Annotated in this window: 21 protein-coding genes and 2 pseudogenes; 16 read left to right on the forward strand and 7 right to left on the reverse strand. The window is 45.5% G+C overall.

Annotated elements, in window-relative coordinates; genetic code table 11:
* Window positions 1–2: 2 nt before the first annotated feature.
* Window positions 3–872 (reverse strand): LysR substrate-binding domain-containing protein, encoded by an 870-nt coding sequence (locus ATN88_RS16850; protein WP_067418466.1) that lies wholly within the window; start codon window positions 870–872, stop codon window positions 3–5.
* A gap of 124 nt (window positions 873–996) precedes the next feature.
* Here ATN88_RS16850 and ATN88_RS16855 point away from each other — a divergent pair, with 124 nt between their 5' ends.
* Window positions 997–1,893, forward strand: coding sequence for a DMT family transporter (locus ATN88_RS16855; protein ID WP_067418468.1), 897 nt, complete (start codon window positions 997–999; stop codon window positions 1,891–1,893).
* 1 nt (window position 1,894) lies between these two features.
* Here the strand turns inward: ATN88_RS16855 and ATN88_RS16860 are convergent, their stop codons facing one another.
* Complete coding sequence (locus ATN88_RS16860; RefSeq protein WP_067418471.1) at window positions 1,895–2,440, reverse strand: GNAT family N-acetyltransferase; 546 nt, start codon at window positions 2,438–2,440, stop codon at window positions 1,895–1,897.
* Window positions 2,441–2,696: 256 nt separating this feature from the next.
* Between ATN88_RS16860 and asnA the strand changes: the two genes are divergently transcribed.
* The 13 genes and pseudogenes from asnA (at window position 2,697) to ATN88_RS16925 (ending at window position 14,672) form a co-directional block, all read left to right on the forward strand.
* The gene (asnA, locus tag ATN88_RS16865) at window positions 2,697–3,704 is read left to right on the forward strand and encodes an aspartate--ammonia ligase (RefSeq protein WP_067418474.1); all 1,008 of its coding nucleotides are present in this window, start codon (window positions 2,697–2,699) and stop codon (window positions 3,702–3,704) included.
* Window positions 3,705–4,068: 364 nt separating this feature from the next.
* Complete coding sequence (locus ATN88_RS16870) at window positions 4,069–4,410, forward strand: hypothetical protein (RefSeq protein ID WP_067418477.1); 342 nt, start codon at window positions 4,069–4,071, stop codon at window positions 4,408–4,410.
* A complete protein-coding gene (locus ATN88_RS16875) occupies window positions 4,379–5,515 on the forward strand; it encodes a cytochrome-c peroxidase (RefSeq protein WP_067418479.1) in 1,137 nt (378 codons plus the stop codon). Before ATN88_RS16870 ends, ATN88_RS16875 begins: the two co-directional genes overlap by 32 nt.
* Window positions 5,512–6,513, forward strand: coding sequence for a hypothetical protein (locus ATN88_RS16880; RefSeq protein ID WP_067418481.1), 1,002 nt, complete (start codon window positions 5,512–5,514; stop codon window positions 6,511–6,513). Before ATN88_RS16875 ends, ATN88_RS16880 begins: the two co-directional genes overlap by 4 nt.
* A gap of 384 nt (window positions 6,514–6,897) precedes the next feature.
* Window positions 6,898–8,264: pseudogene (locus tag ATN88_RS16885) on the forward strand (lytic polysaccharide monooxygenase).
* A gap of 12 nt (window positions 8,265–8,276) precedes the next feature.
* Window positions 8,277–9,509, forward strand: a complete 1,233-nt coding sequence (locus tag ATN88_RS16890; protein ID WP_157490742.1) for a cytochrome-c peroxidase — start codon at window positions 8,277–8,279, stop codon at window positions 9,507–9,509.
* Window positions 9,506–10,003, forward strand: coding sequence for a hypothetical protein (locus tag ATN88_RS16895; protein WP_067418486.1), 498 nt, complete (start codon window positions 9,506–9,508; stop codon window positions 10,001–10,003). The genes ATN88_RS16890 and ATN88_RS16895 overlap by 4 nt, the downstream gene beginning before the upstream one ends.
* Before the next feature lie 239 nt (window positions 10,004–10,242).
* Window positions 10,243–11,271, forward strand: coding sequence for a polyamine ABC transporter substrate-binding protein (locus ATN88_RS16900; protein ID WP_067418489.1), 1,029 nt, complete (start codon window positions 10,243–10,245; stop codon window positions 11,269–11,271).
* Window positions 11,272–11,372: 101 nt separating this feature from the next.
* Window positions 11,373–12,310: pseudogene (locus tag ATN88_RS16905) on the forward strand (histone deacetylase family protein).
* Window positions 12,311–12,613: 303 nt separating this feature from the next.
* A complete protein-coding gene (locus ATN88_RS16910) occupies window positions 12,614–12,913 on the forward strand; it encodes a hypothetical protein (protein ID WP_157490743.1) in 300 nt (99 codons plus the stop codon).
* Window positions 12,910–13,365 (forward strand): GNAT family N-acetyltransferase, encoded by a 456-nt coding sequence (locus ATN88_RS16915; RefSeq protein WP_067418493.1) that lies wholly within the window; start codon window positions 12,910–12,912, stop codon window positions 13,363–13,365. The genes ATN88_RS16910 and ATN88_RS16915 overlap by 4 nt, the downstream gene beginning before the upstream one ends.
* Before the next feature lie 122 nt (window positions 13,366–13,487).
* Complete coding sequence (locus ATN88_RS16920; RefSeq protein WP_067418495.1) at window positions 13,488–13,934, forward strand: GNAT family N-acetyltransferase; 447 nt, start codon at window positions 13,488–13,490, stop codon at window positions 13,932–13,934.
* A gap of 39 nt (window positions 13,935–13,973) precedes the next feature.
* A complete protein-coding gene (locus tag ATN88_RS16925) occupies window positions 13,974–14,672 on the forward strand; it encodes a class I SAM-dependent DNA methyltransferase (protein ID WP_067418497.1) in 699 nt (232 codons plus the stop codon).
* Window positions 14,673–14,735: 63 nt separating this feature from the next.
* On the opposite strand, the gene bfr (ATN88_RS16930) is transcribed toward ATN88_RS16925, so the two are convergent.
* The 3 genes from bfr (ATN88_RS16930) to ATN88_RS16940 form a co-directional block, all read right to left on the reverse strand.
* On the reverse strand, window positions 14,736–15,215 hold the full coding sequence (gene bfr, locus ATN88_RS16930; protein ID WP_067418499.1) for a bacterioferritin: 480 nt from the start codon (window positions 15,213–15,215) through the stop codon (window positions 14,736–14,738).
* Window positions 15,216–15,223: 8 nt separating this feature from the next.
* Window positions 15,224–15,697, reverse strand: coding sequence for a bacterioferritin (gene bfr, locus ATN88_RS16935; RefSeq protein ID WP_067418503.1), 474 nt, complete (start codon window positions 15,695–15,697; stop codon window positions 15,224–15,226).
* Between the two features lie 238 nt (window positions 15,698–15,935).
* On the reverse strand, window positions 15,936–16,529 hold the full coding sequence (locus tag ATN88_RS16940) for a TetR/AcrR family transcriptional regulator (protein WP_067418505.1): 594 nt from the start codon (window positions 16,527–16,529) through the stop codon (window positions 15,936–15,938).
* A 207-nt stretch (window positions 16,530–16,736) separates the two neighbouring features.
* On the opposite strand from ATN88_RS16940, the gene ATN88_RS16945 reads away from it, so the two are divergent.
* Window positions 16,737–17,831, forward strand: coding sequence for an efflux RND transporter periplasmic adaptor subunit (locus ATN88_RS16945; protein ID WP_198158401.1), 1,095 nt, complete (start codon window positions 16,737–16,739; stop codon window positions 17,829–17,831).
* Between the two features lie 3 nt (window positions 17,832–17,834).
* Entirely contained in the window at window positions 17,835–20,885 is a 3,051-nt protein-coding gene (locus tag ATN88_RS16950) for an efflux RND transporter permease subunit (protein ID WP_067418509.1), read from the forward strand.
* A gap of 218 nt (window positions 20,886–21,103) precedes the next feature.
* Here ATN88_RS16950 and ATN88_RS16955 read toward each other — a convergent pair whose 3' ends face one another.
* Both ATN88_RS16955 and ATN88_RS16960 read right to left on the reverse strand, forming a co-directional pair.
* Window positions 21,104–22,012, reverse strand: coding sequence for an SH3 domain-containing protein (locus ATN88_RS16955; protein ID WP_067418511.1), 909 nt, complete (start codon window positions 22,010–22,012; stop codon window positions 21,104–21,106).
* A gap of 131 nt (window positions 22,013–22,143) precedes the next feature.
* Window positions 22,144–22,930: hypothetical protein (locus tag ATN88_RS16960; RefSeq protein ID WP_232313348.1), on the reverse strand; the 787-nt coding region annotated here is incomplete at its 5' end.

Here is a 22,930-nt window from a genome sequence, read left to right on the forward strand (position 1 = left end):
ATCTAACCGTCGGTTATCATGCTCAACAACCAGGTTTTAAACTGACTCACATTTGGGTTCTCACTCTTTGCCTTTGGGCTAAGAAGATAGAAGCCCATTTGTGGTTGAATCGTGAGTTTTCTTAACACCCTCAGAGCACCTGAATCAATGTGGTCTTGAATGAGCAACTGGGAAGAGATGCAAAACCCCTCGCCTGCCAACGCCGTATCGATTGCCATACCGGTTTGATTAACTTGCAACAGCGAACCGGTGACAAATGCAGGTTCGCTGTCTGCCAATAACTTCCAGTTAAAATGGCCATCATCGATAAGAGAATGTCCTGCAAAGTTCCATACTTGCGGCAAGCTCGTCCCGCTCTTCACATAGTTAGGGCTATAGACAATCACAAGATCAGACTGCGAAAGCACATTCACGTCTAAACTGCTGTCTTGAGGTTCTGATGATTGGCGTACCGCGATATCGACACCATCACTTTTGAAATTTGCGATGTCGTCCGTCGCGATGATATGAAGTTCGATAGAAGGAAATGCTTTTCTGAACATAGGCAGTTTTGGGATCAGCCATTTGTTTGCAAACGTAGGCGGCACGCTGACTGTTAGCGCTCCCGCCTCACGCTTTATGTCGTTTACCGCTTTGTGCAGCAGTAACAGGGCACTAGAGACATCTTCTTGTAACTGCTTACCTTTGTCGGTTAACGAAACGCCACGGGAATGGCGAATGAAAAGTTGGCAGCTCAGCTCATCTTCCAGTCGCCTTATTCTCTGAGCGACCGCACTGGGTGAAATAAAAAGCTCCTCCGACGCTAACCGGATATTGCGGTGTCTTGCGACAACCTCAAAGACATGCAGAGCATTGACGTTTAGTGAACTCATTGTAAAAACCTGAGAGAAGTTTTTCTTCACACTAGCACAAGAAATTTGCGCTTGTGGTTAGTCCTCTAAGGTTTTACCTTTGCGTCCTACAAATACACCAGATTTCAGTTTATAAGGGTGTGGTATGCCGTCTCTTGCTATGGTCGCGTTCTGGGTGCTTGGACTCGTTTGGGGAAGCAACTTTATCTTCATGAAGTGGTCCTCCGCTTACATCTCTCCAGATCAAGTCGCTTTTCTTCGTGTGCTCTTTGGTTTTATTCCCCTCTTGGCCTTTGCGTTATGGACAGGAAAACTCAGCCGAAACCACCTCAAACATTGGCCGCATTTTGTCGTGATGTCGCTACTGGCTACGGCTTTGTATTACTACGCTTTCGCTGAAGGAACAGCCCTGTTACCTTCCAGCATTGCGGGCATGCTAAGTGCGTCGATCCCATTATTCACCTTTGTCACCGCCGCCATATTTCTGCGCTCTGAACCACTCACACGCTTATCGCTTGCGGGAACGTCGCTGGGATTTATTGGCGTTCTCCTCATCGCGCAGCCTTGGCAAGGCCTGTCAGGTTCAATCAATCTTGCGGGTGTCGGCTATATGATCGCGGGTGCGCTCAGCGTTGGCGTTTCGTTTGTGTATGCGAAAAAATTCGTCTCGACACTGGGTATTCCGCCCGTTGCTTTGGCGACATATCAGATTGGCTTGGCGACAATATTGCTCGGCGTTACAACAGATTGGCATGGCATCACAAACATCACCCATGATACCCGCGCCGCAGCGGCACTTGTCATTGGATTGGGCGTTTGCGGGACAGGTATGGCATATATGATGTATTACTACATCGTTGAGCAGATGGGTGCCATCAAGGCCTCAGGCTCGACTTATATTCCGCCTGTTGTCGCACTGGCGATAGGTGCGATTTTTGTTGGAGAAACTGTCACCACGTTAGACATCATTGCCATGGTTGTCATTTTAAGCGGTGTTTGGATGATTCAACGTGCAAAGCAAAATCTCGCACCGCAGAGCTAACTCAAATGGCGATATAGAGTGAACGGAACGCTTGACCATTAATGTTCAATGCCGTGCCAGAAAGCATGCGACATTTCTTCTGATGCACCGTCAATGACACCTCATTGTCTTCATGGACATACGTGAAAATGAAAGGCTTCTTGTTTATTTGTTCACGAAGAACATAAGCAAAAAGCCTTTCGAAGATACCCTGTCCTCGGCAGTGCTGCGCCACACAAACTGGCCCCCAAAACACAGAAGTATGTTCATTCAAACTCTGCTCCGGTGTCAGCTTAGGAAGTTCAGTAGCAACGTTTGAAAGCGAAGGAGAAAAAGCCCAGAAATCCCAACTGGCACAAACAGCCATCGCTACCACCTCGCCAGATTGCTCCGCGACATACACAGCCTTCTCGCTGTCCATGGCTTTCTCGAGACATTCGGCAGGTAACACAGTGTTTAAGAAACCCTGCTTTTGGCAATCTCCATCGACATTTGAAATATGCGATGCCACTTGAAGAGCAACCAAAGCATCAACGTCCTTTCGCTCAGCCAATCTAAATATCGTCATCATCTTTCTCCTTTTCTCATTACCACATAAAATACACCTTACTTTATAAGGGCATGGAAATTCAACCTACTGCGTGCAAACGGCCGAATCAGTGTCCGGAACAGGCAGAAACACTTTGCTTCTCAAGGCTGATTTACCTTCTTTGGGAGAAAAAGCATTAACCGGAATAAAAGCGTGGAAAACTAGTAGACGCTTTAACCATGCAAAGTGTAAGGTGTTGGAAGGAAAAGAAATAAAACGATACAAAGGACGTTACATGCAACTCACCATCCCTACTGATTACCAACCACTTCTTGGACTTCGCGATACGGAAGTCGCGATAAAAAAACTAAAAGACTACTTTGAATACGCGCTGGCCTACGAGCTTTACCTGACTCGCGTATCTGCACCACTTTTTGTAAAACCAGAAACCGGTCTTAATGACAACTTGAACGGCACCGAACGCCCAGTTGCATTCGATTTGCTGGATGACAATGGTGCGTGCGTTGAAGTCGTGCACTCATTGGCGAAATGGAAACGTATGGCACTTGGTCGCTACGGCTTTGATGTTGATGAAGGTTTATATACCGACATGAACGCGATTCGCCGCGATGAGGAGCTCGACAACATTCACTCTATTTACGTTGACCAGTGGGACTGGGAAAAAGTGCTTGATAAAGGTATGCGTAACGAAGCTTACTTGCACGCAACGGTAGAGAAAATCTATAACGCTTTCCTGAAGACTGAAAACTATATCTATCAGGAATACCCTGTTCTGAAAAAGCGTCTGCCAGAGAAAGTTACCTTTATTACTTCTGAAGAACTCCTACAGAAATACCCGAACTTCACAGGTAAAGAGCGCGAGAACGCAATCTGTAAGGAACACGGTGCCATATTTATTCAGAACATCGGCCACACACTGTCAAACGGCGAACGCCATGACGGCCGTGCTCCAGACTATGATGATTGGAACCTCAACGGCGACTTATTGTTCTGGAACCCTGTGTTAGACAGTGCGTTAGAGCTGTCATCTATGGGGATTCGTGTGTGTGAAGATAGCCTTCAAGCTCAGTTGAATATCGCAGGTTGTGAAGACCGCGCTTCTCTTCCTTTCCACCGCGGCGTTCTGGAAAAAACACTGCCATACACCATTGGTGGTGGTATCGGCCAATCACGCATTTGTATGTTCTTCCTACAAAAAGCGCACATTGGCGAAGTCCAATCTTCCATCTGGCCTGACGAAATGATTGAAGAGTGCGAACGCCACCAGATCGTTCTTCTTTGATCTACATACCAGCTATGATGTTCTTTTTACCGTAACAGTGTGGTCATCGATATGATGACCACATAACACTTCCATCCCCTTCCTTTCACATCACAGCAGCACCATAACGAAAACCACCTGCTTTAGTAACGCCAGCATAAAATTAGAGTTGCATCACTACATGGCTAGTTGCAGTCATCAGACCAGTATTTACCAGACTTATCTGGCAAATACTGGAATGGGCGCCGCACTTTTGAAAGCACATACGAAAATAATAGATTTTTAACTTGAATGAAGGTACCCAGATACGTTCAAATTCACCCATAGAAAAGAGGGATTTAAATAATCCTCTAGGAAACAGTAGAAGATTAAACTAGTACATTGTATGAAAGCACTTATCTCACTTTTTATTTTCCTTACTGCTTTTTCATTTAATTCGTATTCAGCAGAAACCTTGTTGTTAAACGAAGAGATCAAAATTGAAACGCAGCAAAATAAATTTTATCAGTTCCTCATTAATGGAAAAGAAAAAGAATGTGATGAACTTGAAGTAAATGGGTTTATGTTTGGTCATTCCCATGGATTACCAACTGAACCTCAAATATCAGCATCATCTAAGAGTTCATGCTTAATAGAAGGAATCTATTTCAATATGCCAGGTCAGTGGAAGATCAACATTACTGACGGAAGTGACAATGTTGCGAGCTATTTTTTCCAAGTTAACTAGTCAAATTCTATTAATTCCCACAGTAATTGCACTTTATTGGCTAACAACAATCAATAACACACCAATATTTAACAAACAACAAGAGCAACTACTTTCCCAAGGTATGCTCCCTGAGAATCAACGAGCATTAGCGAAAACGTCAGAAGAACGGATAAAGATAGATATTGGTGAGCAGCTGTTTAACGATACGCGATTAAGTAAGAACAACGATATCGCCTGTGTCACTTGCCATAACCCCGATGACAATTTTCATGATTTGGATAATGTAACGGCCGATGTAACAGGTCGAGACGTCAAAGCACCAAGCCTAAGAGGTGTACACGAACAGTCTTGGTTTTTCTGGGATGGACGCGCTGACTCACTCTGGTCGCAAAGCTTAGAAGCCATCAGAAACGAGCATGGACTATCTCCTCAGGAAACAGTTAGCCGTGTATGTGAATTCTATGGCTCGCAAAACCACAATGAACTTGCATTCTGCCACTCTAACGATAGTGAAGAACAAAAGTACAAGAAGATTGGCGATTTGATCGCACGCTATATCGCGACAATCGATCACTCTTGGTCTCGGTTCGATGAATATGTCTATCAATATTTAATTAATGATCATAAGGGCAACACACTGCTTTCTTATGATGAAATTGAAGGCCTTAAATTATTCTTAGATCGTAAAAAAACAGGCTGTATTGATTGCCATAGTGGAAGTCGATTTTCAAACGATGGATTTTATGCAATTGGTACAGGTGTAAATAGTGACTCTGACAGAATATCAGGCATTGAGAAGTATCTTTCTTCTGAATATTCCTGTCAGAAGTGGAATGATGAAACAGACTGCATTGAATATATATATATGCGGAAAGAAGGCGAAGATTTAGCAGGTGCATTTAAAGTCCCTTCTTTACGAAATATTTATAAAGCTAATAGTTTTATGCATGACCGTCGATTCGCAACACTAGAAGAAGTTCTTCACTATTACATGTATCCTACCGGATACATGTATAACTATGTCGATGTAAAACCATTACGAATGAGCTCAAATCAAAGAAAACAATTAATCGCATTCTTAAATACATTGAATGAGCCCTATTATTTACTGGAAGTACAATGAATTTTCGCCAACTCTTTTTACTGTTAGCCGTTATCTTTTCACCTCTCAGTCATGCGCACGTACAGTGGTTCGTCGCACCTGAGGAAATGAAAGATGTTTACTTTGAATTCGATTCATTTTATCTAGCAACCTTTGTCTTTGTTGGATTCTTTACCACCCTAGCGTTGATTATTACCAACCTAAAAAACAAACCTGCATTTTTGAATGCCATTGTTTCTGGCAACATCAACATCAGTAAACGTGCATTCGTCATGGTGTTTGTTGTTATTCAGGTTATTTTCTTCTCACTGCAAGTGATTAACGGTGGTTTTCTAGCCCCTAATATCGTTTTACCGCCAGAGTACCTCGCACTCGGTATTGCATTGCAACTGGGCGTGGTAGTTAGCGCGTCTGTCAGTGTGATGGTTTCTGGTATCTTTGTGCTGCTGACGACCTTGTTGATGATCGCAATGACACCGGCAACTATCTGGATTAACTATGCCCTAGAGTTTGTCGCCATCGGTGTGTTCATGATTTTCTGTGGTTCGCATGTATCTAGCATTGACAGCAAATTGGTTCAAAAACTTCGCCTACCTTCAGCTGAGCAACTATGGCATAACGCGCTGCTCGTGCTTCGAGTTGGTATTGGTTTGCAGCTTGCTGTGTTAGCAATGACAGAAAAACTGATTTATCCGGGTCTGGCGGTCGTGTTCATCGAGATGTTCCCTTTCTACAACATCTTCCCGACAATCGGCTTACCGATGGGTACTAACCTACACTTTGTATTCTTCGTAGGTATTTGTGAACTAGCATTGGGCCTACTACTCGCGCTTGGTGTGGCAAATCGACTAACAATGCTCATGGCGACATTTGCCTTTGTGACAACCGCCATCATTCATGGAGTGCAAGAAGTTGAAGGCCACCTACCAATATTTGCAGCGGCATTTGTACTGCTACTTGCATTAAAAAATAAACGCAAAAAAGAAGATGTATCTTTAGTAACCGGTGCATTGGTATAAATTAATTTTACATATAAAAGGCCCCTTTATAGGGGTCTTTTAAAAGCTAAAAACACCACACTTAAATAGTATTAAATCTCTAACTGGACCGTTATTCACGCAAATAAACCATAAATATATGAACACAATTTCAAATAGAGTGCTTCATCGCCTCCTGCCTCCAAGTTCGCTCAAAATTTCAATACAGAAAATGAGCACATGCCATTGATATATAAGGATTTATATAAAAAACCCCTCTATCAAACCAAAAGTGTGATCTAGAGCAAGATCACAAAATCAAAAGCGAGACTAAAAAATATTTTTAGAGTAAATTACACAGCGAAAGAGAGATGAAATTATATCTCGCTTCACCAAGGCAAATAATAATTTTAGGTGCAATAAAAAATGATTTTTAATAAAAATAAAGCATCGGTAATGATCGGCATTGCGCTGTCATTGTCAGCTATTTCAGGAAGTGTACAAGCTCACGGTTGGGCAGAATTCCCAAGTGCTCGTCAGAACATTTGTTACAACGATGGCGGTTTTTGGGCGAACCAAATTCCTAACGCTGCGTGTCAAGATGCATTTGATATTTCTGGTACCGAACCTTTCGTTCAACGTAACGAAGTTGCAGCACTGACTGAAAGCTACAACGATATCAACGCTGTGAAAGCAAACATCCCAGACGGTCAACTGTGTTCTGCTGGCATGTCTGGTAAACGCGGCCTAGACGTTCCTTCTGCTGATTGGCAGACCACTGACGTCGTGCTGGATGAGAACGGTGAATTCAACTTCGTTTGGACTGCTACTGCACCACACAACCCATCTTTCTGGGAATTCTACCTGTCTAAACCTTCTTACGACGGTTCACGCCCTCTAACTTGGGACGATCTGGAACTGGTTGATACCGAAGGTAACGTAGAACCAACTGCTGGTTCTCCATACAAAACTTACCGCTTCAAGGTTAAACTGCCACAAGATCGCGTTGGTTCAGAAGCAGTACTTTACTCTCGCTGGCAGCGTGAAGACCCAGCGGGTGAAGGTTTCTACAACTGTAGCGACATCGTGATCAAACAAGGCGACGGCGAAGTAACGCCTCCACCATCAGAAGGTGACCTAACCTCACTGCATGGCTACTTTGTACAGCCGGGCCTGACAGCAGAAGCTGGCGACAACGCACGTTTCCGTCTGATGGCTGGTGCGACGGGTTCTGATGTGATGGATATGAGCATCGAAATCACTGCAGCAAACCAAGCGACTTGGGCAACTGAGCTGGCTTCTCAAATCAATGCTCAACAGCCAGAAAAACTGTTTGTTGGTGTTTGGAATACCGCAACTAACGCATACGAGTTCAATACTGCTAACTTGCATGCGAACAAAGTATGGGTAGCAACTGACGAATCATACTCGTTCCAAGTTTCTATCATCAAAGGCGAAGTAGAGCACCTGTTGAGCCGCCAGTAGAGCCACCTGTTGAAGGTGGTACGTGGGACAAGACTGCAACTTACGTTGCTGGTGATGAAGTAACTCATGGTGGTAAAACTTGGAAAGCTGGCTGGTGGACTCAAAACGAAGAACCAGGTAAGGCGCAAGTTTGGAAACACACTCCAGGCGAAGGTGAAGTACCAAGCGTTGAAGCATGGTCTTCAAGCACTACTTACTACGAAAACGACGTTGTTACTCACAACGGCGACAGCTGGAAAGCACATTGGTACACCCAAGGCGAAGAACCAGGAACAACTGGTGAATGGGGTGTATGGCGTAAGCTGTAATCTCAGTATAGCTTGAAAGAAAGAGCAATGTCTTGCGAGAGATGTTGCTCTTTTCTTTTGAAGCCTTGTGTTACTTTACTTCTGTATTCGCCATTTTCACTCGACAATTTCCTGATGTTCAAGTCACTCTCATTTATCTCTATTGCTTTACTGAGTGCAGTGCATTCTGCCCATTCTGAGACCAGTGTAAGCACTGCAAGCGCTCAAGATAAAATTGAGCTTGGTCGTTATCTTTTCCATGATGTCCGTCTTTCTTTGAAAGGTAATCGAAGCTGTGCGCTTTGCCATAATCCTGATATTCATTGGACAAATAGCTTCAATAAAGTGCCTGACATCCAAGGGGATATATCACGATTAAACACCCCTTCTTTACTCAACGTCGCTGACAGCAATAACTTCACGGTGAGTACATACAATGTACGCGATTTAGAGTCTGCCGTTTCAAGGCCGCTTCTCTCGACCGCTCCATTAGAAATGGGCGCAACACCTTCAATGGTGGTTAACAGACTACAGGATGCCAAAACACTCTATGCACCGCTTTTTCAGGACGCTTACGGTGACAATAAAATCACCTACAAAAGAGCAACGCAGGCGCTAGCGGCCTTCACCGCCTCAATCACATCGATGGAGACTCGCTACCACAGATTCAAACAAGGTGAACGCACTGCATTGACCGAGAAAGAGCGACGTGGTTTAGCGTTATTTGAAAGTGACAGGTTAAATTGCACATCTTGTCACGCAGGTGAGCAACTCAACCTTACTAAGGCATCACAACACGTTGAGCATTACAACGTGGGGTTGTACGGAATTCATACCAACGGAGAGTACTTTTACCCGTCGTCAGAGAATGGACTGAGAAAGACAACAGGAACAAAAGGTGATGACGGAAAATACCGAACACCGTCCCTCATCAACGTGACCAACACTGGCCCTTGGGGTCATGATGGTAGCTATCTATCGCTTATGGCAGTGATTGAGAGCTATGCGCGTGGCGGAAGGAAAATCAGCCTCGGCGCAAATGTGGGTGATGGAAAGCTTAGTTTTGCGAAACACCCTTCAATCCAAGGTTTTACTATTACTGAAGATGAGAAAAGCGATCTTATAGCTTTTCTTGAAACGCTAACTATAGAAAACTTTGAACAACTCAAAGCACAAACGCAGTCTCCGTTTTGCCAACTCATCAAGTTGAAGAACAGAACGGAACTACCAAACTGCATCGAACCATACAGAGCTGCAACAGAATGAAAAATACATCGGTAATCACTATTGGCCTTGGTCTGTTTGTGTCTGCGTCTGCACTGGCAAGTGACGACGTCAACACCACCAAAAATCAAAATATCAATAAACACTACGCGTCTGCCTACCAAGCTATTTGCAATCAAGCACTTGAAACCGTGACAATCGCGACAACCCAAGACGCTGCACCACAACTCGAAAAGACACTCAATGCCACCGACACATTGGGTTTGCGCGTTGCCAACACTGAAAAAGCAACGGTCTATCAGCAATTGGCAATCACAGAATGGAATCAGAAGTTTGTTGTCGCGACCAATGGCAACTACAAAATCAACATTAAAGGTGCCGATGCGCCTATTACTGACGTCGCCAATCTACAATGCCCAGATCGCAACTTAACGATGCACCATTTCAATACCCATGAATGGGGAAGCTACCTACTCCAAATTGATATCGACAGTGGCAAACCTCTTGAGCTTGTGATTCACCCTACCGCTAACTGATCACCGCTTGGCGCTGGAATTGCTTTCTGGCGCCATGTTTTTATTAGCACTGACATGCTTGAAATTTGCAACACCAATCGCACTTTTACCTTCCTTAATTTTTTTGATTTCACCAAGTCTTCACAACTCAATAACTTTCAGTGATTTACCTTGCGGTATATCTCACTTTCCTATTTAATTCCCGCGCGCAATGTTGCGTTCCATTTATTGATAATATGTTTTCGGATAACACTACGTAGATGAAAAAAAACTTTGTTATTGCGGCTACCACCAGCCTGCTTTTCTCCGCCTCTGTGCACGCTGATCAGTTCCTGAATATTTACAACTGGTCTGAATACCTTCCTCAGCAATTGATCGAAAAGTTCACCAAAGAAACCGACATCAAAGTGAATTACTCTACCTTTGAGAGTAATGAAACCATGTATGCGAAAGTGAAGCTTTTGGATGCCAAAGGCTATGACCTGATCGTTCCTTCTACTTACTACGTTTCGATCATGGGCGAAGAAGGCCTTCTTCACGAGCTGGATAAAAGCAAAATCCCTGCATTTAACAACCTTGATGCATCAATCCTCAACCAGTCTTTTGACCCTGAAAACCGCTACTCACTGCCATACATGTGGGGAAGCACGGGTATGGGCTACAACAGCGACATGGTTGACGGCAAAGACGTAAAACGTTGGGCAGACCTTTGGAAAGACGAGTTCGCTGGCCAGTTGCTGCTCACTGATGACCTTCGTGACGTGTTCGGCATGGCACTGATCATGAATGGCCACAGCGTCAACAGCCAAAATGAAGCTGAAATTCGCCAAGCCTATGAGCTTCTTAAAGATCTCAAGCCAAACGTGACGCTGTTTAACTCTGATGCACCACACACGCCACTCATCATGGGTGAAGTAAATGTAGGTATGCAGTGGAATGGTACCGCTTACCGCGCTATGGTTGAAAACCCATCTATCCAATACGTATACCCAGAAGAAGGTACGATCTTCTGGATGGATAACATGGTGATTCCAAAACACGCGGAGAACAAAGACGCTGCGTACGCATTCATCAACTTCCTGATGAAGCCAGAGAATCAAGCAATTCTGGTACAAGAGATTGGTTATGCGGTGCCTAACTTGGGCGCACTAGACCATCTGCCAGACGAACTTCGCAACAGCGAAGTGATTTTCCCAACCACCGACGTGAAGCAAAAAGGTCAATTCCTGTCTAACATCGGTGATGCAGTATCGATCTACAACAAATACTGGCTGGAACTGAAGCGATAATGAAAGTCATCTACAGCGAAAAGCAAAACCTTCACCGTGTTAAATATGAATTCCTGAGCGGTGAAGCGACACCTTGCTTTGAAAAGCCTGAGCGCGCAGACATGGTATTAAATGCCATCAATGCAAACGAAGGTTATGAAGTGATCGCACCGAAAGAATTTGGCATAGCGCCAATGCTTTGGGTTCATACTGAAGATTACGTTGAGTTCCTGCAAAACGCATGGAACGAGTGGGAAGCGACTTACGGCCCAGAGCGTGATGCATCTCCATACTGCTTTGTCCCTGCTCGCCACCTGCGTAACCGAGTGCCGAAAGATATCGAAGGTAAGCTGGGTTACTACAGCTTTGATATGACCGCTGCGATCACAAAAACCAGCTTTGAAGCGATTGCTTCAGCGGTTGATTGTGCACTCACTGGCGTAGATATGCTCATCGACGGCGACAAGGCAGCATTCGCACTCTGTCGTCCACCGGGCCACCACGCGGCACCGGATTTGATGGGCGGCTATTGCTACATCAATAACGCGGCGATTGCAGCTGAAGGTCTGCGTCGTAAAGGTCATGACAAAGTAGCGATTCTGGATATCGATTACCACCACGGTAACGGCACACAGACCATTTTCTACGATCGCGACGACGTGCTGTTTACTTCTATTCACGCGACCCAGATTACGATTACCCGCATTACTTGGGTTTTGCCGATGAAACCGGTGAAGGCAAAGGCGAAGGTTTCAACCTAAACCTGCCATTACCGCAAGGTAAAACAGATTGGACCTTGTACCGCCCTGCGCTGGAAACCGCTATCGAGAAGATTCGCAGCTTCGGCGCGGACTCGCTGGTGATTTCACTGGGTATGGATACGTACGAAAACGATCCAATCAGCCACTTCAAACTGAAGCTGGAAGACTATCTGCAAATAGGCACCATGTTGGGTGAGCTTGGCTTGCCAACTTTGTTCGTGTTTGAAGGTGGTTACGCGGTAGATGACTTAGGCCATAACACCGTTGCGGTATTGAACGGCTTTCAGTCAGTGAAATAACGCAAGATATTGAAAAGCCGTCCATTGGGCGGCTTTTTTATTTCTCTCAAAGTTTCCGCAAGATAATATCTTGATAATCAATGAGTAATTGCTGACAGAATTGCTCGATGGCCGTAATATCCTAATTGTGCGTTTCCACATGACGGCTAACCTAACCTTATGTTTTTACTGCTTTCCAGAAGAAATGGATTTCTACTCAGTGCAGTGTTTTCCGCCCTACTCGCTTTCTCCCTTGTGACCGCTTGGCGAGAACAAAGTGCGTTATTCGCCCTCCTCGCGTATTTGTCGTTCGGACTGACTTTGGTGTTTCTGTTAAGAGCAACGCGCTTTATGTTCACCGTAGAGTTGTTGCAAGGCGACAAGCAAAAGCTGCGCATTCACATGATAACGATGGCAGCCAAACTCATCTTGTTGCCGGGGCTAACCACCTACCTTTGGTTTGGGCATCAACGTTTGTTGAAAGAAATGATTGAAGTGAACAAGCAAACCCCAAAAGAACACAAATTGCCTGAAGAGGAAATGCACCTCGCACCCACGTCACTCATTAGAACGTACTTGCAAATCACTCGGTCTAGCGATGATACAGAAGGTAACCGCTCATGACCGAAGCCAACAAAGCATTGCACCTTCGACCGAGTAAGGGTAATGAGTTCCTGCGGTTTAGCGAAATGGAAGCGTCACAGGATACTTGTCAGATGATCATTCCTTACACTGCCGAGAAGCACAAAAGTGAAAGCGAAAAGCCCGGCGTTATTTACCTCTCTATCCTCGTTGATAACACCTTGAGTGGATTTTTCATCCTTGCACTCGATGGCGATAGCAGTGTGGAATTTAAGCGCATTGTGATTGCAGATAAGGGGAAAGGCATTGGTCAGCTAGCGATTAGAGCGATGGAAGCTTACTGTAAGGATACCTTGCATAAAGCGCGCATCTGGCTGGATGTCTTCGAAGATAACGCACGCGGTCAGCATATTTACGCCAAGCTCGGGTATCAGCCGTTTTCTACATCCTCATTCGAAGGACGAACCCTGCTTCTCATGGAGAAAAGCCTTTAGCTTCCCGCTATTGCCGGATTGTGATTGTCATTTGTCTTGTACTTCTCATTTGAGACAAATGATAATCATCAGAGCGACTTCTACACTTTCAAAGATCCACCAGCGGTAATCAAGTGAGCCTTATGAAATACCTCGAAGTAGACCCAAGTACTGCGCCTCTCAACCTCCTTTTAGAGGCAGATCCTTCCGAGTCGAGCATTCAATCATACTTGCCCGACTCGTGGTGCTACGTCGTGCAAGAAGGCGACGACATCATTGGTGTTTGCGTCGTGAAACCGCTCAATGGCGATGTCGTTGAAATCTTCAATATCGCCACGCATCCAGACCGCCAACAACAGGGCATAGGAACCAAACTCCTTGAATTTGCCTTGATGCAACTTCGACAAAAAGGCGTGAGCCGAATAGAGCTAGGCACGGGCAGTTTTGGTTATCAATTAACCTACTATCAGCGTCAGGGATTTCGTGTAGACCGTATTCTCAAGGATCATTTCCTCGACAATTACCCAGAGCCGATTTTTGAAAACGGGATACAACATAAAGATATGCTGAGGCTCTACCTTGATTTATGATCCCGCCGTCTTTCTCCCTCTTTTCAAGGCGATGCTTCCATGAAATCTGATATGTACTCGACGTTTGCGCAGCAGTATGACGCTGTCGTGCAAGACAATATCTACAACGCGTTATTAGAACGTCCAACCCTGCAATCTATGCTCGACAGTGTCGAAGGAAAAGACGTTATCGACCTGGGTTGCGGTTCAGGTATCTACGCCCAGTATTTTCTTGCTCAAAACGCGCGTTCTTTAACCTGCTTAGATTTCTCAGATGACATGGTGGCCATTGTCGAAAACAAGTTCGGCGACAAGGTACGTACCTATCAGCAAGATTTGTCCAAAGGTTTACCAAAAGAAGAAGCCGACAGCTATGACCTTGCCGCCAGTCCTTTGGTGCTTCACTACATTGAAGATCTGAATGTGGTGATGAAAGAGGTCTATCGCGTACTTCGCTCAGGTGGCGTCTTTGCATTTTCTACGCACCACCCTTTTGCTGACTTTGAATGCACAACCACGGGTAACTATTTCGACCGTGAACTCGTTCAAGAAGAATGGAACACGGTGGGTGAACCGGTTCAAGTGACCTTCTACCGCCGTTCTCTTACCGAAATCTGCGATGCGATTACAAACGCTGGTTTTTCAATCGTGAAAATGTCTGAAGGCCAAGTGTCAGAAGAAGCGAAGAACATATGTGAAGAAACCTACGAGCGTCTTCGTAAGAACCCGAACTTCATCTTCTTCAAGTGCCAGAAGTAACACCGAATCAGAAACTAAAAAGCCGCTCAAATGAGCGGCTCTTTTCATCATCACGCAACCAACTTATGCAGGCTTGCCCATTTTGGATTGAATGTAGTTCTGAAGACCCACGTTCTTGATGAGCCATTGCTGCTTCTCAAGCCAGTACATGTGGTCAGACTCCGTGTCGTCCAACAGCTCTACCAGAATCTCACGGGTTTGGTAGTCTTGCTTTTCTTCACACAAGCCAATGACTTCACGTAACGCGGCAGCCACTTTGTACTCGTATTGAAGATCGTTGTTGATCATCTCTTCAACGTTTTTGCCGATAGTCAGCGGCTCACGTGCGGCTACGTCTGGCGTGCCTTCTAAGAACAGAATTCGGTTAATCAAACGAGAGGCGTGCTCACGCTCATCATCTGATTCATGGTTAATGCGCTCGTACAGCTCTTGCAGACCCCAGTCATCGTACATACGTGCGTGCACAAAATACTGGTCCATAGCGGATAATTCGTGGGCCAACAGGTGGTTGAGTGCGTCAATAACTTCTTGATTGCCTTTCATGGTCGCCCCTAGTCATCGTCCATATGTGATTGCAGGTAGTTTTGGATGCCAGTCAGGCCAATCAGCTCAAACTGTGCTTCCAGCCAATCGAGATGTTCTTCTTCGTCTTCCAACAATTCGTTGAGAATATCTCGCGTGACGTAATCTCTTTTCTCTTCACAGATTGCGATAGCGGCGCGAAGTTCGACTAACTCTTCTTCGACCATCACCTTATCGCAGCTCAGCATCTCTTCCGCATCTTCACCAATGCGCAAACGCTCCAGGTGTTGGAGGTTTGGAAGACCTTCAAGGAACAAAATGCGTTCAATCAGTTTGTCTGCGTGCTTCATGTCCTGAATGGATTTCTTGTATTCCACTTCGTTTAACGCTTCTAAACCCCAGTTTCTGAACATGCGTGCATGGAGAAAATACTGGTTTATCGCCGTCAATTCAGAGGTCAATATCCGATTGAGCTCAACAATGACTTCCTGATGCCCTTTCATAACAGCATTCCTTGTTTCGTGTTGTCTTGACTACTGAGGGGAAAGGATAAGTAAATTTTTTGTTAATCGCAAATCAAAAGTGTAAGATTTTCAAACATTTAGTTTAATGAGAAGTATTGGCATTATCGTTACGTGTTGCGTTTAGATTTGCCTTAAAAATTGGCTTTGTCGGTAAGGGAATTAAAGCAGGAGAATAAACAGGAGGTTAGCGAGACGGCTGTCTCGCTAATAAAAGACGTTAGATGGAGCAGGCACCTAAAACCACAGAAACAACGTGCTCAATTTTTTTATGAAGTTCTTCCCCACTCGGAATAGGCTGCATGTCAAAAACCTGTGGCCAGAACAATGTTCCTTGGAAAAGGCTGGTATAGATATTCGTGATCTCTTTCAGATCCGTTTTTTTCAGTTTGCCCGCTTCCATGGCCTCAGCAAACCACTGCGTGACCGCCTTCTTGCTGTAGATTTTGGTGATCACACTACGTGCCATATCTGGCTGGCGGAGAAACTCCATCACGATGGTACGTGAAAGCGTGATGCCATAGGTGTGGTAAAGGATCTCAGCTTCTTTCAAGCTAATTTCCGTTAACTGTTCATGAAGGCTTTTGGTGCTGTCGAACGGATATTGCAGGTTCTCATCAACGGACGATTGAATAATGGTCAGCACTGACTCAAACAACACTTCTTTGCTTTCAAAATGACGATAAAGCGTGCGCTTTGACACTTCAGCAGCCGTACAAACTCTGTCCATGTTGGCGGCAATAAAACCATGCTGAATAAACTCTTCTTTCGCTGCCGTAACAATGGCTAAGCGTTTTAGCTCTGAGCGTGTCATTTCATATCTCCTAATGTACACACGGCGACTCTAACAAGTTGAAACAAAAAAGTACACTTTTGAGTTTACCTTTTTCAGAAAGACGAATAATATAAACTCACGAGTTTACTTTTGGTCGATTGATGCGATCAGAAGTTCACCTTTCGAATTCATAAACACAATTTTGGGTCGAGCCTGACCCCTCTTTTTTTGGAGAACAAGGTGAAGATGGTTGTTAAGAAGTCCCCATTGGCATCATTTAAAGCCAATGCACTTGCAGCAAGCATTGCTATGTCTGCCCTCGCTTTGACGGGTTGTGGAGAAGAACCCGTTCAACTAACGGTTGCTCCTGTGATCAAGCCAGCACTGACTGAAATTGTCAGCACCCAATCTGGTGACGAACTGAGCTTTAACGGTGTCGTGCGTGCTGCAGAGCGCGCTGACCTTGCTTTCCGTGTCGGTGGTCGACTCACAGAGATCCTTGTAAAAGAAGGTGATCAGGTGAAAGAAGGCCAAGTGTTGGCCCTGCTTGACGCACGAGATGCAAAAACAGCACTGGAATCTGCTGAACTGGAGCTAAAAAACACCACGCTGGAATACCAACGTGCAAAAGCGATCTTCGAGAAAAGTCAGGCCATTTCTAAGTCTGATTTAGACGCGCTCACCACGCGCTTTGATTTGGCAAAAAACCGCGTTGAAGATGCAAAACGCCAACTGGAATACACCGAGTTGAAAGCACCGTTCGACGGTATCATTGGTCGTAAGCTGGTCGACAACCATGTTCAAATTCAAGCCAATGCGCCGGTTATCGTATTGCACGATTTGAGCGATTTGGAAGTGGTTATCAACATCCCACACAAAGTGATGCTTTCTGGTGTAAGCAGCAGTGAAGCCACTGCCGTGCTTTCAACGATTCCGGGTCAACATTTCCCATTGGAACTGCGTACCTTCGCGACTGAAGCAGAACCAGTGTCTCAAACCTACCCTATCGTGCTGGGTTTCTCTGATCTGAAGGGTTTCCGCGTTCTGCCGGGTATGGCGGTTAAAGTCGTTCCTGCAAACGGCAGCAACCATTCTCTGGAAAACATTACCCTGCCATTGACAGCGGTAGTACCCGATAACCAAGGCAAACAGTTTGTCTGGGTTGTGGGCGACGATAACACAGCACAAAAACGCTATGTCGAAGTCGGTGCGCTACTGAAAAACCGTATCGTCATCGAAGACAACTTGAAGATCGGTGAGCGTGTCATCATTGCAGGTGTGTCTAGCGTGAAAGAAGGCATGACGGTTCGTCCATACACTGACGCCCGCGTTGGAGCATAATCGATGGACATTGCACGTTATACCATCGCTAAACGCACCAGCGTTTGGGTTCTGATTGCGCTGACTCTGCTCGGTGGCTACATCAGTTACCTGAAATTAGGTCGCTTTGAGGATCCTGAGTTTGTTATCCGTCAGGCTGTAATCAATACGCCTTACTCGGGTGCAACCGCACAGGAAGTTTCTGACGAAGTCACCGATGTGATTGAAGGCGCGGTTCAGTCGCTTCAAGAACTCAAAGAAGTAAAGTCGGTTTCCAAGCAAGGCATGTCTGAAGTTACCGTTGAGATTAAGCTTGAGTTCGCCAAGAGCGCAGCGGATCTACAACAGGTATGGGATAAGCTTCGCCGTAAGGTGTCTGATGTGCAGCGTCAGCTTCCACCGGGTGCGGGTCCTTCCATTGTTAACGATGACTTTGCAGATGTTTACGCCCTCTTCTTCGCAGTAACTGGCGAAGGCTTTACCGACAAGCAGCTACAAGATTACGTGGATACGTTGCGTCGTGACCTTGTGCTTGTACCGGGTGTGGCGAAAACCGCAACGCTTGCAGAACAACAAGAAACCATTTTTGTTGAGATCTCCAGCGAGCGTTTAGCGAAATTCGGCGTTTCTGCGCAGAAAGTTTATCAAGTGCTGCAAAAGCAAAACTTGGTTACCGTAGCAGGCAGCATCGAAACCGATTCAATGCGAATCCCTGTTATCCCAAGTTCAAGCATCGACTCCTTTGCAGACCTCAAAAACCTGCAAGTGAGTGTGGGTGACAACAACACTGTGCTTCGTTTGGGTGATATCGCTGACGTAACGCGCGGCTATCAAGAGCCATCGTCCATGCTGATGCGATACAACGGTGAACGCGCTGTTGGCTTTGGTATTTCCAACGTCTCTGGCGGTAACGTTGTTGATATGGGTGATGCGGTTAAAGCGCGCCTTGCTGAGCTAGATAGCCAACGTCCATTGGGTATGGAACTGCATGTTATCTCTATGCAGTCTGACTCTGTACGTGCATCGGTTACCAACTTCATTGATAACCTGATTGCGGCTGTTGCGATTGTATTTATCGTACTGCTGGTCTTCATGGGCGTGCGTTCAGGCGTGATCATCGGTTTCGTTCTGCTGCTTACTGTGGCGGGCACCCTTTGCATCATGTTGATTGATGACATTGCCATGCAGCGTATCTCGCTCGGTGCATTGATCATCGCGCTCGGTATGCTGGTTGATAACGCCATCGTGGTCACAGACGGTATTTTGGTTCGCTTCCAACAAGAGCCAGATGCCGACAAAGAGCAGGTAGTTTCTGAGGTTGTGAACTCAACCAAATGGCCTCTGCTTGGCGGTACCGTTGTAGGTATCTGTGCGTTCAGCGCCATCGGTCTGTCACCATCAGACATGGGTGAATACGCAGGCTCACTGTTCTGGGTAATCCTTTACTCCATGTTCCTGAGCTGGGTATTTGCAGTTACCGTGACACCAATGCTTTGCTACGACTTCCTAAAAGTGAAGCCAGTAAAAGCAGGACAAAAGCCAGGCCGCACCGTGACTGCCTACAAAGGCTTGCTGATGTGGGTATTGAAGCACCGCATCATTAGCTGTGGCCTGCTGTTCGGTACATTGGCAGCTGCGATTTGGGGTGTGCAGTTTGTTCCGCCGGGCTTTATGCCAGACTCACAACGTCCACAGTTCGTTGTTGATGTTTACTTGCCACAAGGCTCAGACATCAAGCGCACAGAAGCGGTGATTGCGAGCATTGAAGAAGATGTAAAAGCCAAAGATGGCGTTACGAACATCTCAAGCTTTATTGGCGGCGGCGGTCTTCGCTTCATGCTGACTTACTCACCAGAAGCGCGTAACCCAGCTTACGGTCAGTTGTTGATTGATATTGATGACTACAAGAAAATCGCGCCGCTGATGGGTGTGCTTCAAGAAGAGCTTGATGCGAAATACCCTGACGCGTCGATCAAAGTATGGAAATTCATGCTAGGTCGCGGCGGCGGTAAGAAGATTGAAGCAGGATTCAAAGGCCCAGACAGTGCTGTGCTGCGTCAATTAGCGGAACAAGCGAAAACCATCATGCTGAACGACAGTAACCTGATTGCTGTTCAAGATGATTGGCGTCAACAGGTGCCGGTATTACGCCCTGTTTACTCTGCGGAAGAAGCACAGCGTTACGGCCTGACGACGCAGGAAATCAACCAAGCTATCGCACAAACGCTAAATGGCCGCAGTGTAGGTGTGTACCGTGAAGGTGATGATTTGATCCCTATCGTGGTGCGTTCACCAGAAAGCGAACGTCAGCATCAACGTGCGATTGAAAACACCGAAGTTTTCAGCCCAACTGCTGGCGCGTTTATTCCGGTGAGCCAATTGGTGGATTCTGTTGATGTCGTTTACCAAGATGCGATCCTTCGTCGTATCGACCGTATGCCTACCCTACTGGTTCAAGCAGACCCAGCACCGGGCGTACTGACAGTAGATGCGTTTAACAAAGTACGCAGCGAGATTGAAGCGATTGAATTGCCACCGGGTTATGAACTGAAGTGGTACGGCGAATACAAAGCATCGAAAGACGCGAACGAAGGCTTGGTGATTTCTGCACCGTATGGCTTTGCGGCGATGATTTTGTCGGTGATATTTATGTTCAACGCCCTGCGTCAACCGCTGGTTATTTGGCTGACCGCACCACTGGCTGTTGTCGGTGTGACCGTGGGCTTGATTGTGTTCCAGACACCGTTCGAGTTTATGGCCATCCTCGGTTTCTTGAGCTTGATTGGTATGATGGTGAAAAACGCCATCGTCCTGGTTGATCAGGCAGACGTGGAAATCAGAGACGGAAAAGCACCTTACTTTGCCATTATCGATGCTGCACTTAGCCGTGCTCGTCCAGTATTGTTAGGCGCATTCACCACCATTCTGGGTGTTGCACCGCTCTTGATTGACCCGTTCTTCAAGAGTATGGCGGTAACTATTATGTTTGGTCTGTTGTTCGCAACAATTCTGACGTTGGTTGTTATACCACTGTTCTATGCCATGTTCTTCCGCGTGAAAGTGGAAACGGCGTAAACGCTAATAAGTGGAAAATATGAAGGGAGCCGATTGGCTCCCTTTTTGTGTGGGTTTATTGGTTTTGGACAGAAGTTTGTTAGGGTTAGCACTCGAAAGCATCTGCTTCGGATAACTTGATTTTAGGGGAGTGCTCATCCTGTGGTTAGAAAAGGGCTTGTTCAATACCCAAATAAAGTGTCGGCTGCGCGACACTTATTCTTATTTGTTAGAGCATTTCACTCCTGACCACTCGTAGATACCACTAATAGATAACGACTATGCGCCCAGCCAGCTATATTTTTGTTATTAATATGATCAAAATACTCGACCTTCGCCCAATCGCGCTCTCTCTCAAGCACCAATAACTTTTGATTTCTTGATATGCCGCCGATGACCTCGTGGTCCACACCTGGCCCAGAGCGAAGATTCATAGACCGATCTGCAACAAGAAAAGATTGATCTTTTTCCAACTCGTTTAGATTGCTTAATTGCGTGGCAATTGTTTGCTCTAAGCTATTAAATCTTTCTAGTATTTTTTCCTCTGACTCCACCGCGGACATTTTGGATAGGTAGAAAAGAAATAATGCCAATACAAGGTTTAAATAGAACTCGGCACTTAGAGCGCTCCGCGGAGCACAACTAGCTCTTTTCTGTACCTCACCAGACAAAACATTCAGTGGCTCAGGGTCTGTCTGTTGCTCGTATTCATCTGCAAGTAGCTCATAAGCTTCTGAAAATGTCAGCGCCCCATAACCATGATTTACTTGATCCGCGATTCTTGAAAAAGCCTCCATAGCTGGACTCGTTTGATATCCACGCAAAGCTTTTAAGACAGGAGGCTCTTGAAGTTGTTGAATAGCTTTGAAAGCTGGTGATTCCTCAAGGCTTTTTATAGCCTTGAGCGCAGCTGAATCCTCTAAATCTCGCATCATTCGGATTGCGGGGGAATTTTCAAATTGGCGAATAGCCTGCATTGCCGGTGAATTTTCAAACTGGCGCATAGCTCTTAGAGCTGGCGAGTCGTCTAGCTCACGTATCATTCTTATAGCGGGAGAATCCTCTACGGCGCGAATTGCACGCATCGCGGGCGAATCATCTAATGCTCGAATCGCTTTCAAAGCAGGATCGTTGAAGAAATCATTCATCGTTACTAATTGCCTTATTTGTACCGTTCCAACGCCCAATTAAGGGGAGGGGTGACAACGCTACCACCCACATCTAAAGGGGAAGTAGAACCAAAAGTGCCAAGCGTTGTGAATCCCTCATAAATTGCTTATTAGTTTTGCTCTAAGGGGAACGACTTCATTTCATTCAACTTAGAATTACGTTTATTCGCTTGATTGATTTGAAAATTTTCCAGTTTTAGAGCTTCAAATGCTTCAGGATTTTTACTGCAGTGATAATAGTAATGCTCCATTAACTGCTGCTTCTTCTCTTTTTCAATTTCCTTTGCTGTTTTTAGCTTTTGACCATTAATGAGCAACAACTTATCTGCACATTTATACCATGCATACATAAGAGATATCGCGGCAAAAACTGGAGTCGACCAACCTAAAAAGGCCACGATTGCAGGAAAAACCACTAAGCTCACAACAGCCCAGAACTTAAGCAGCTTCCTAGCTAACCTTTCTTGCTTACTCTTTACTCGACCTTCCGAAGACGTAAAACATTCTAGTCCTTCGTAAATCCGTTTTATCCTTGTTTCAAGCGGCATTTCTTTGTTTAGCTCATCCTGATTAAAACCACCCCACCTATATTCGGTGAGAGTTTCACCGCAAATATAAGAGCAGCCTGTTATCTGTTCGCTGTAGTTGTCTCTAGGCTTTTCGTATCGAATATTGACCTGTAATGGAATGGGAAATTTCTTAAACCAATATTGATACTCTAGTTCAGCAATTTCCTTACACCTTGAGACAGGTATATCATCAATAATTCGAACTGAAACAAAAGGTGTACTCTTTTCGAAGCCAATCACCATTGGGTCATACCTTACGTAATAGCCTTCACGCTTTATTTCTATACTTTCAAATCGAACCCAGTCGTTCATATATCCTCGAAAAAAC

The organism is Enterovibrio coralii (genome assembly GCF_001559595.1).
GTDB lineage: Bacteria > Pseudomonadota > Gammaproteobacteria > Enterobacterales > Vibrionaceae > Enterovibrio > Enterovibrio coralii.

Coding starts and splice junctions, on each gene's coding strand:
- ATN88_RS16850 (WP_067418466.1), bottom strand. CDS start 872: ATGAGTTCACTAAACGTCAATGCTCTGCATGTCTTTGAGGTTGTCGCA.
- ATN88_RS16855 (WP_067418468.1), top strand. CDS start 997: ATGCCGTCTCTTGCTATGGTCGCGTTCTGGGTGCTTGGACTCGTTTGG.
- ATN88_RS16860 (WP_067418471.1), bottom strand. CDS start 2,440: ATGACGATATTTAGATTGGCTGAGCGAAAGGACGTTGATGCTTTGGTT.
- asnA (WP_067418474.1), top strand. CDS start 2,697: ATGCAACTCACCATCCCTACTGATTACCAACCACTTCTTGGACTTCGC.
- ATN88_RS16870 (WP_067418477.1), top strand. CDS start 4,069: ATGAAAGCACTTATCTCACTTTTTATTTTCCTTACTGCTTTTTCATTT.
- ATN88_RS16875 (WP_067418479.1), top strand. CDS start 4,379: ATGTTGCGAGCTATTTTTTCCAAGTTAACTAGTCAAATTCTATTAATT.
- ATN88_RS16880 (WP_067418481.1), top strand. CDS start 5,512: ATGAATTTTCGCCAACTCTTTTTACTGTTAGCCGTTATCTTTTCACCT.
- ATN88_RS16895 (WP_067418486.1), top strand. CDS start 9,506: ATGAAAAATACATCGGTAATCACTATTGGCCTTGGTCTGTTTGTGTCT.
- ATN88_RS16900 (WP_067418489.1), top strand. CDS start 10,243: ATGAAAAAAAACTTTGTTATTGCGGCTACCACCAGCCTGCTTTTCTCC.
- ATN88_RS16915 (WP_067418493.1), top strand. CDS start 12,910: ATGACCGAAGCCAACAAAGCATTGCACCTTCGACCGAGTAAGGGTAAT.
- ATN88_RS16920 (WP_067418495.1), top strand. CDS start 13,488: ATGAAATACCTCGAAGTAGACCCAAGTACTGCGCCTCTCAACCTCCTT.
- ATN88_RS16925 (WP_067418497.1), top strand. CDS start 13,974: ATGAAATCTGATATGTACTCGACGTTTGCGCAGCAGTATGACGCTGTC.
- bfr (WP_067418499.1), bottom strand. CDS start 15,215: ATGAAAGGCAATCAAGAAGTTATTGACGCACTCAACCACCTGTTGGCC.
- bfr (WP_067418503.1), bottom strand. CDS start 15,697: ATGAAAGGGCATCAGGAAGTCATTGTTGAGCTCAATCGGATATTGACC.
- ATN88_RS16940 (WP_067418505.1), bottom strand. CDS start 16,529: ATGACACGCTCAGAGCTAAAACGCTTAGCCATTGTTACGGCAGCGAAA.
- ATN88_RS16945 (WP_198158401.1), top strand. CDS start 16,737: ATGGTTGTTAAGAAGTCCCCATTGGCATCATTTAAAGCCAATGCACTT.
- ATN88_RS16950 (WP_067418509.1), top strand. CDS start 17,835: ATGGACATTGCACGTTATACCATCGCTAAACGCACCAGCGTTTGGGTT.
- ATN88_RS16955 (WP_067418511.1), bottom strand. CDS start 22,012: ATGAATGATTTCTTCAACGATCCTGCTTTGAAAGCGATTCGAGCATTA.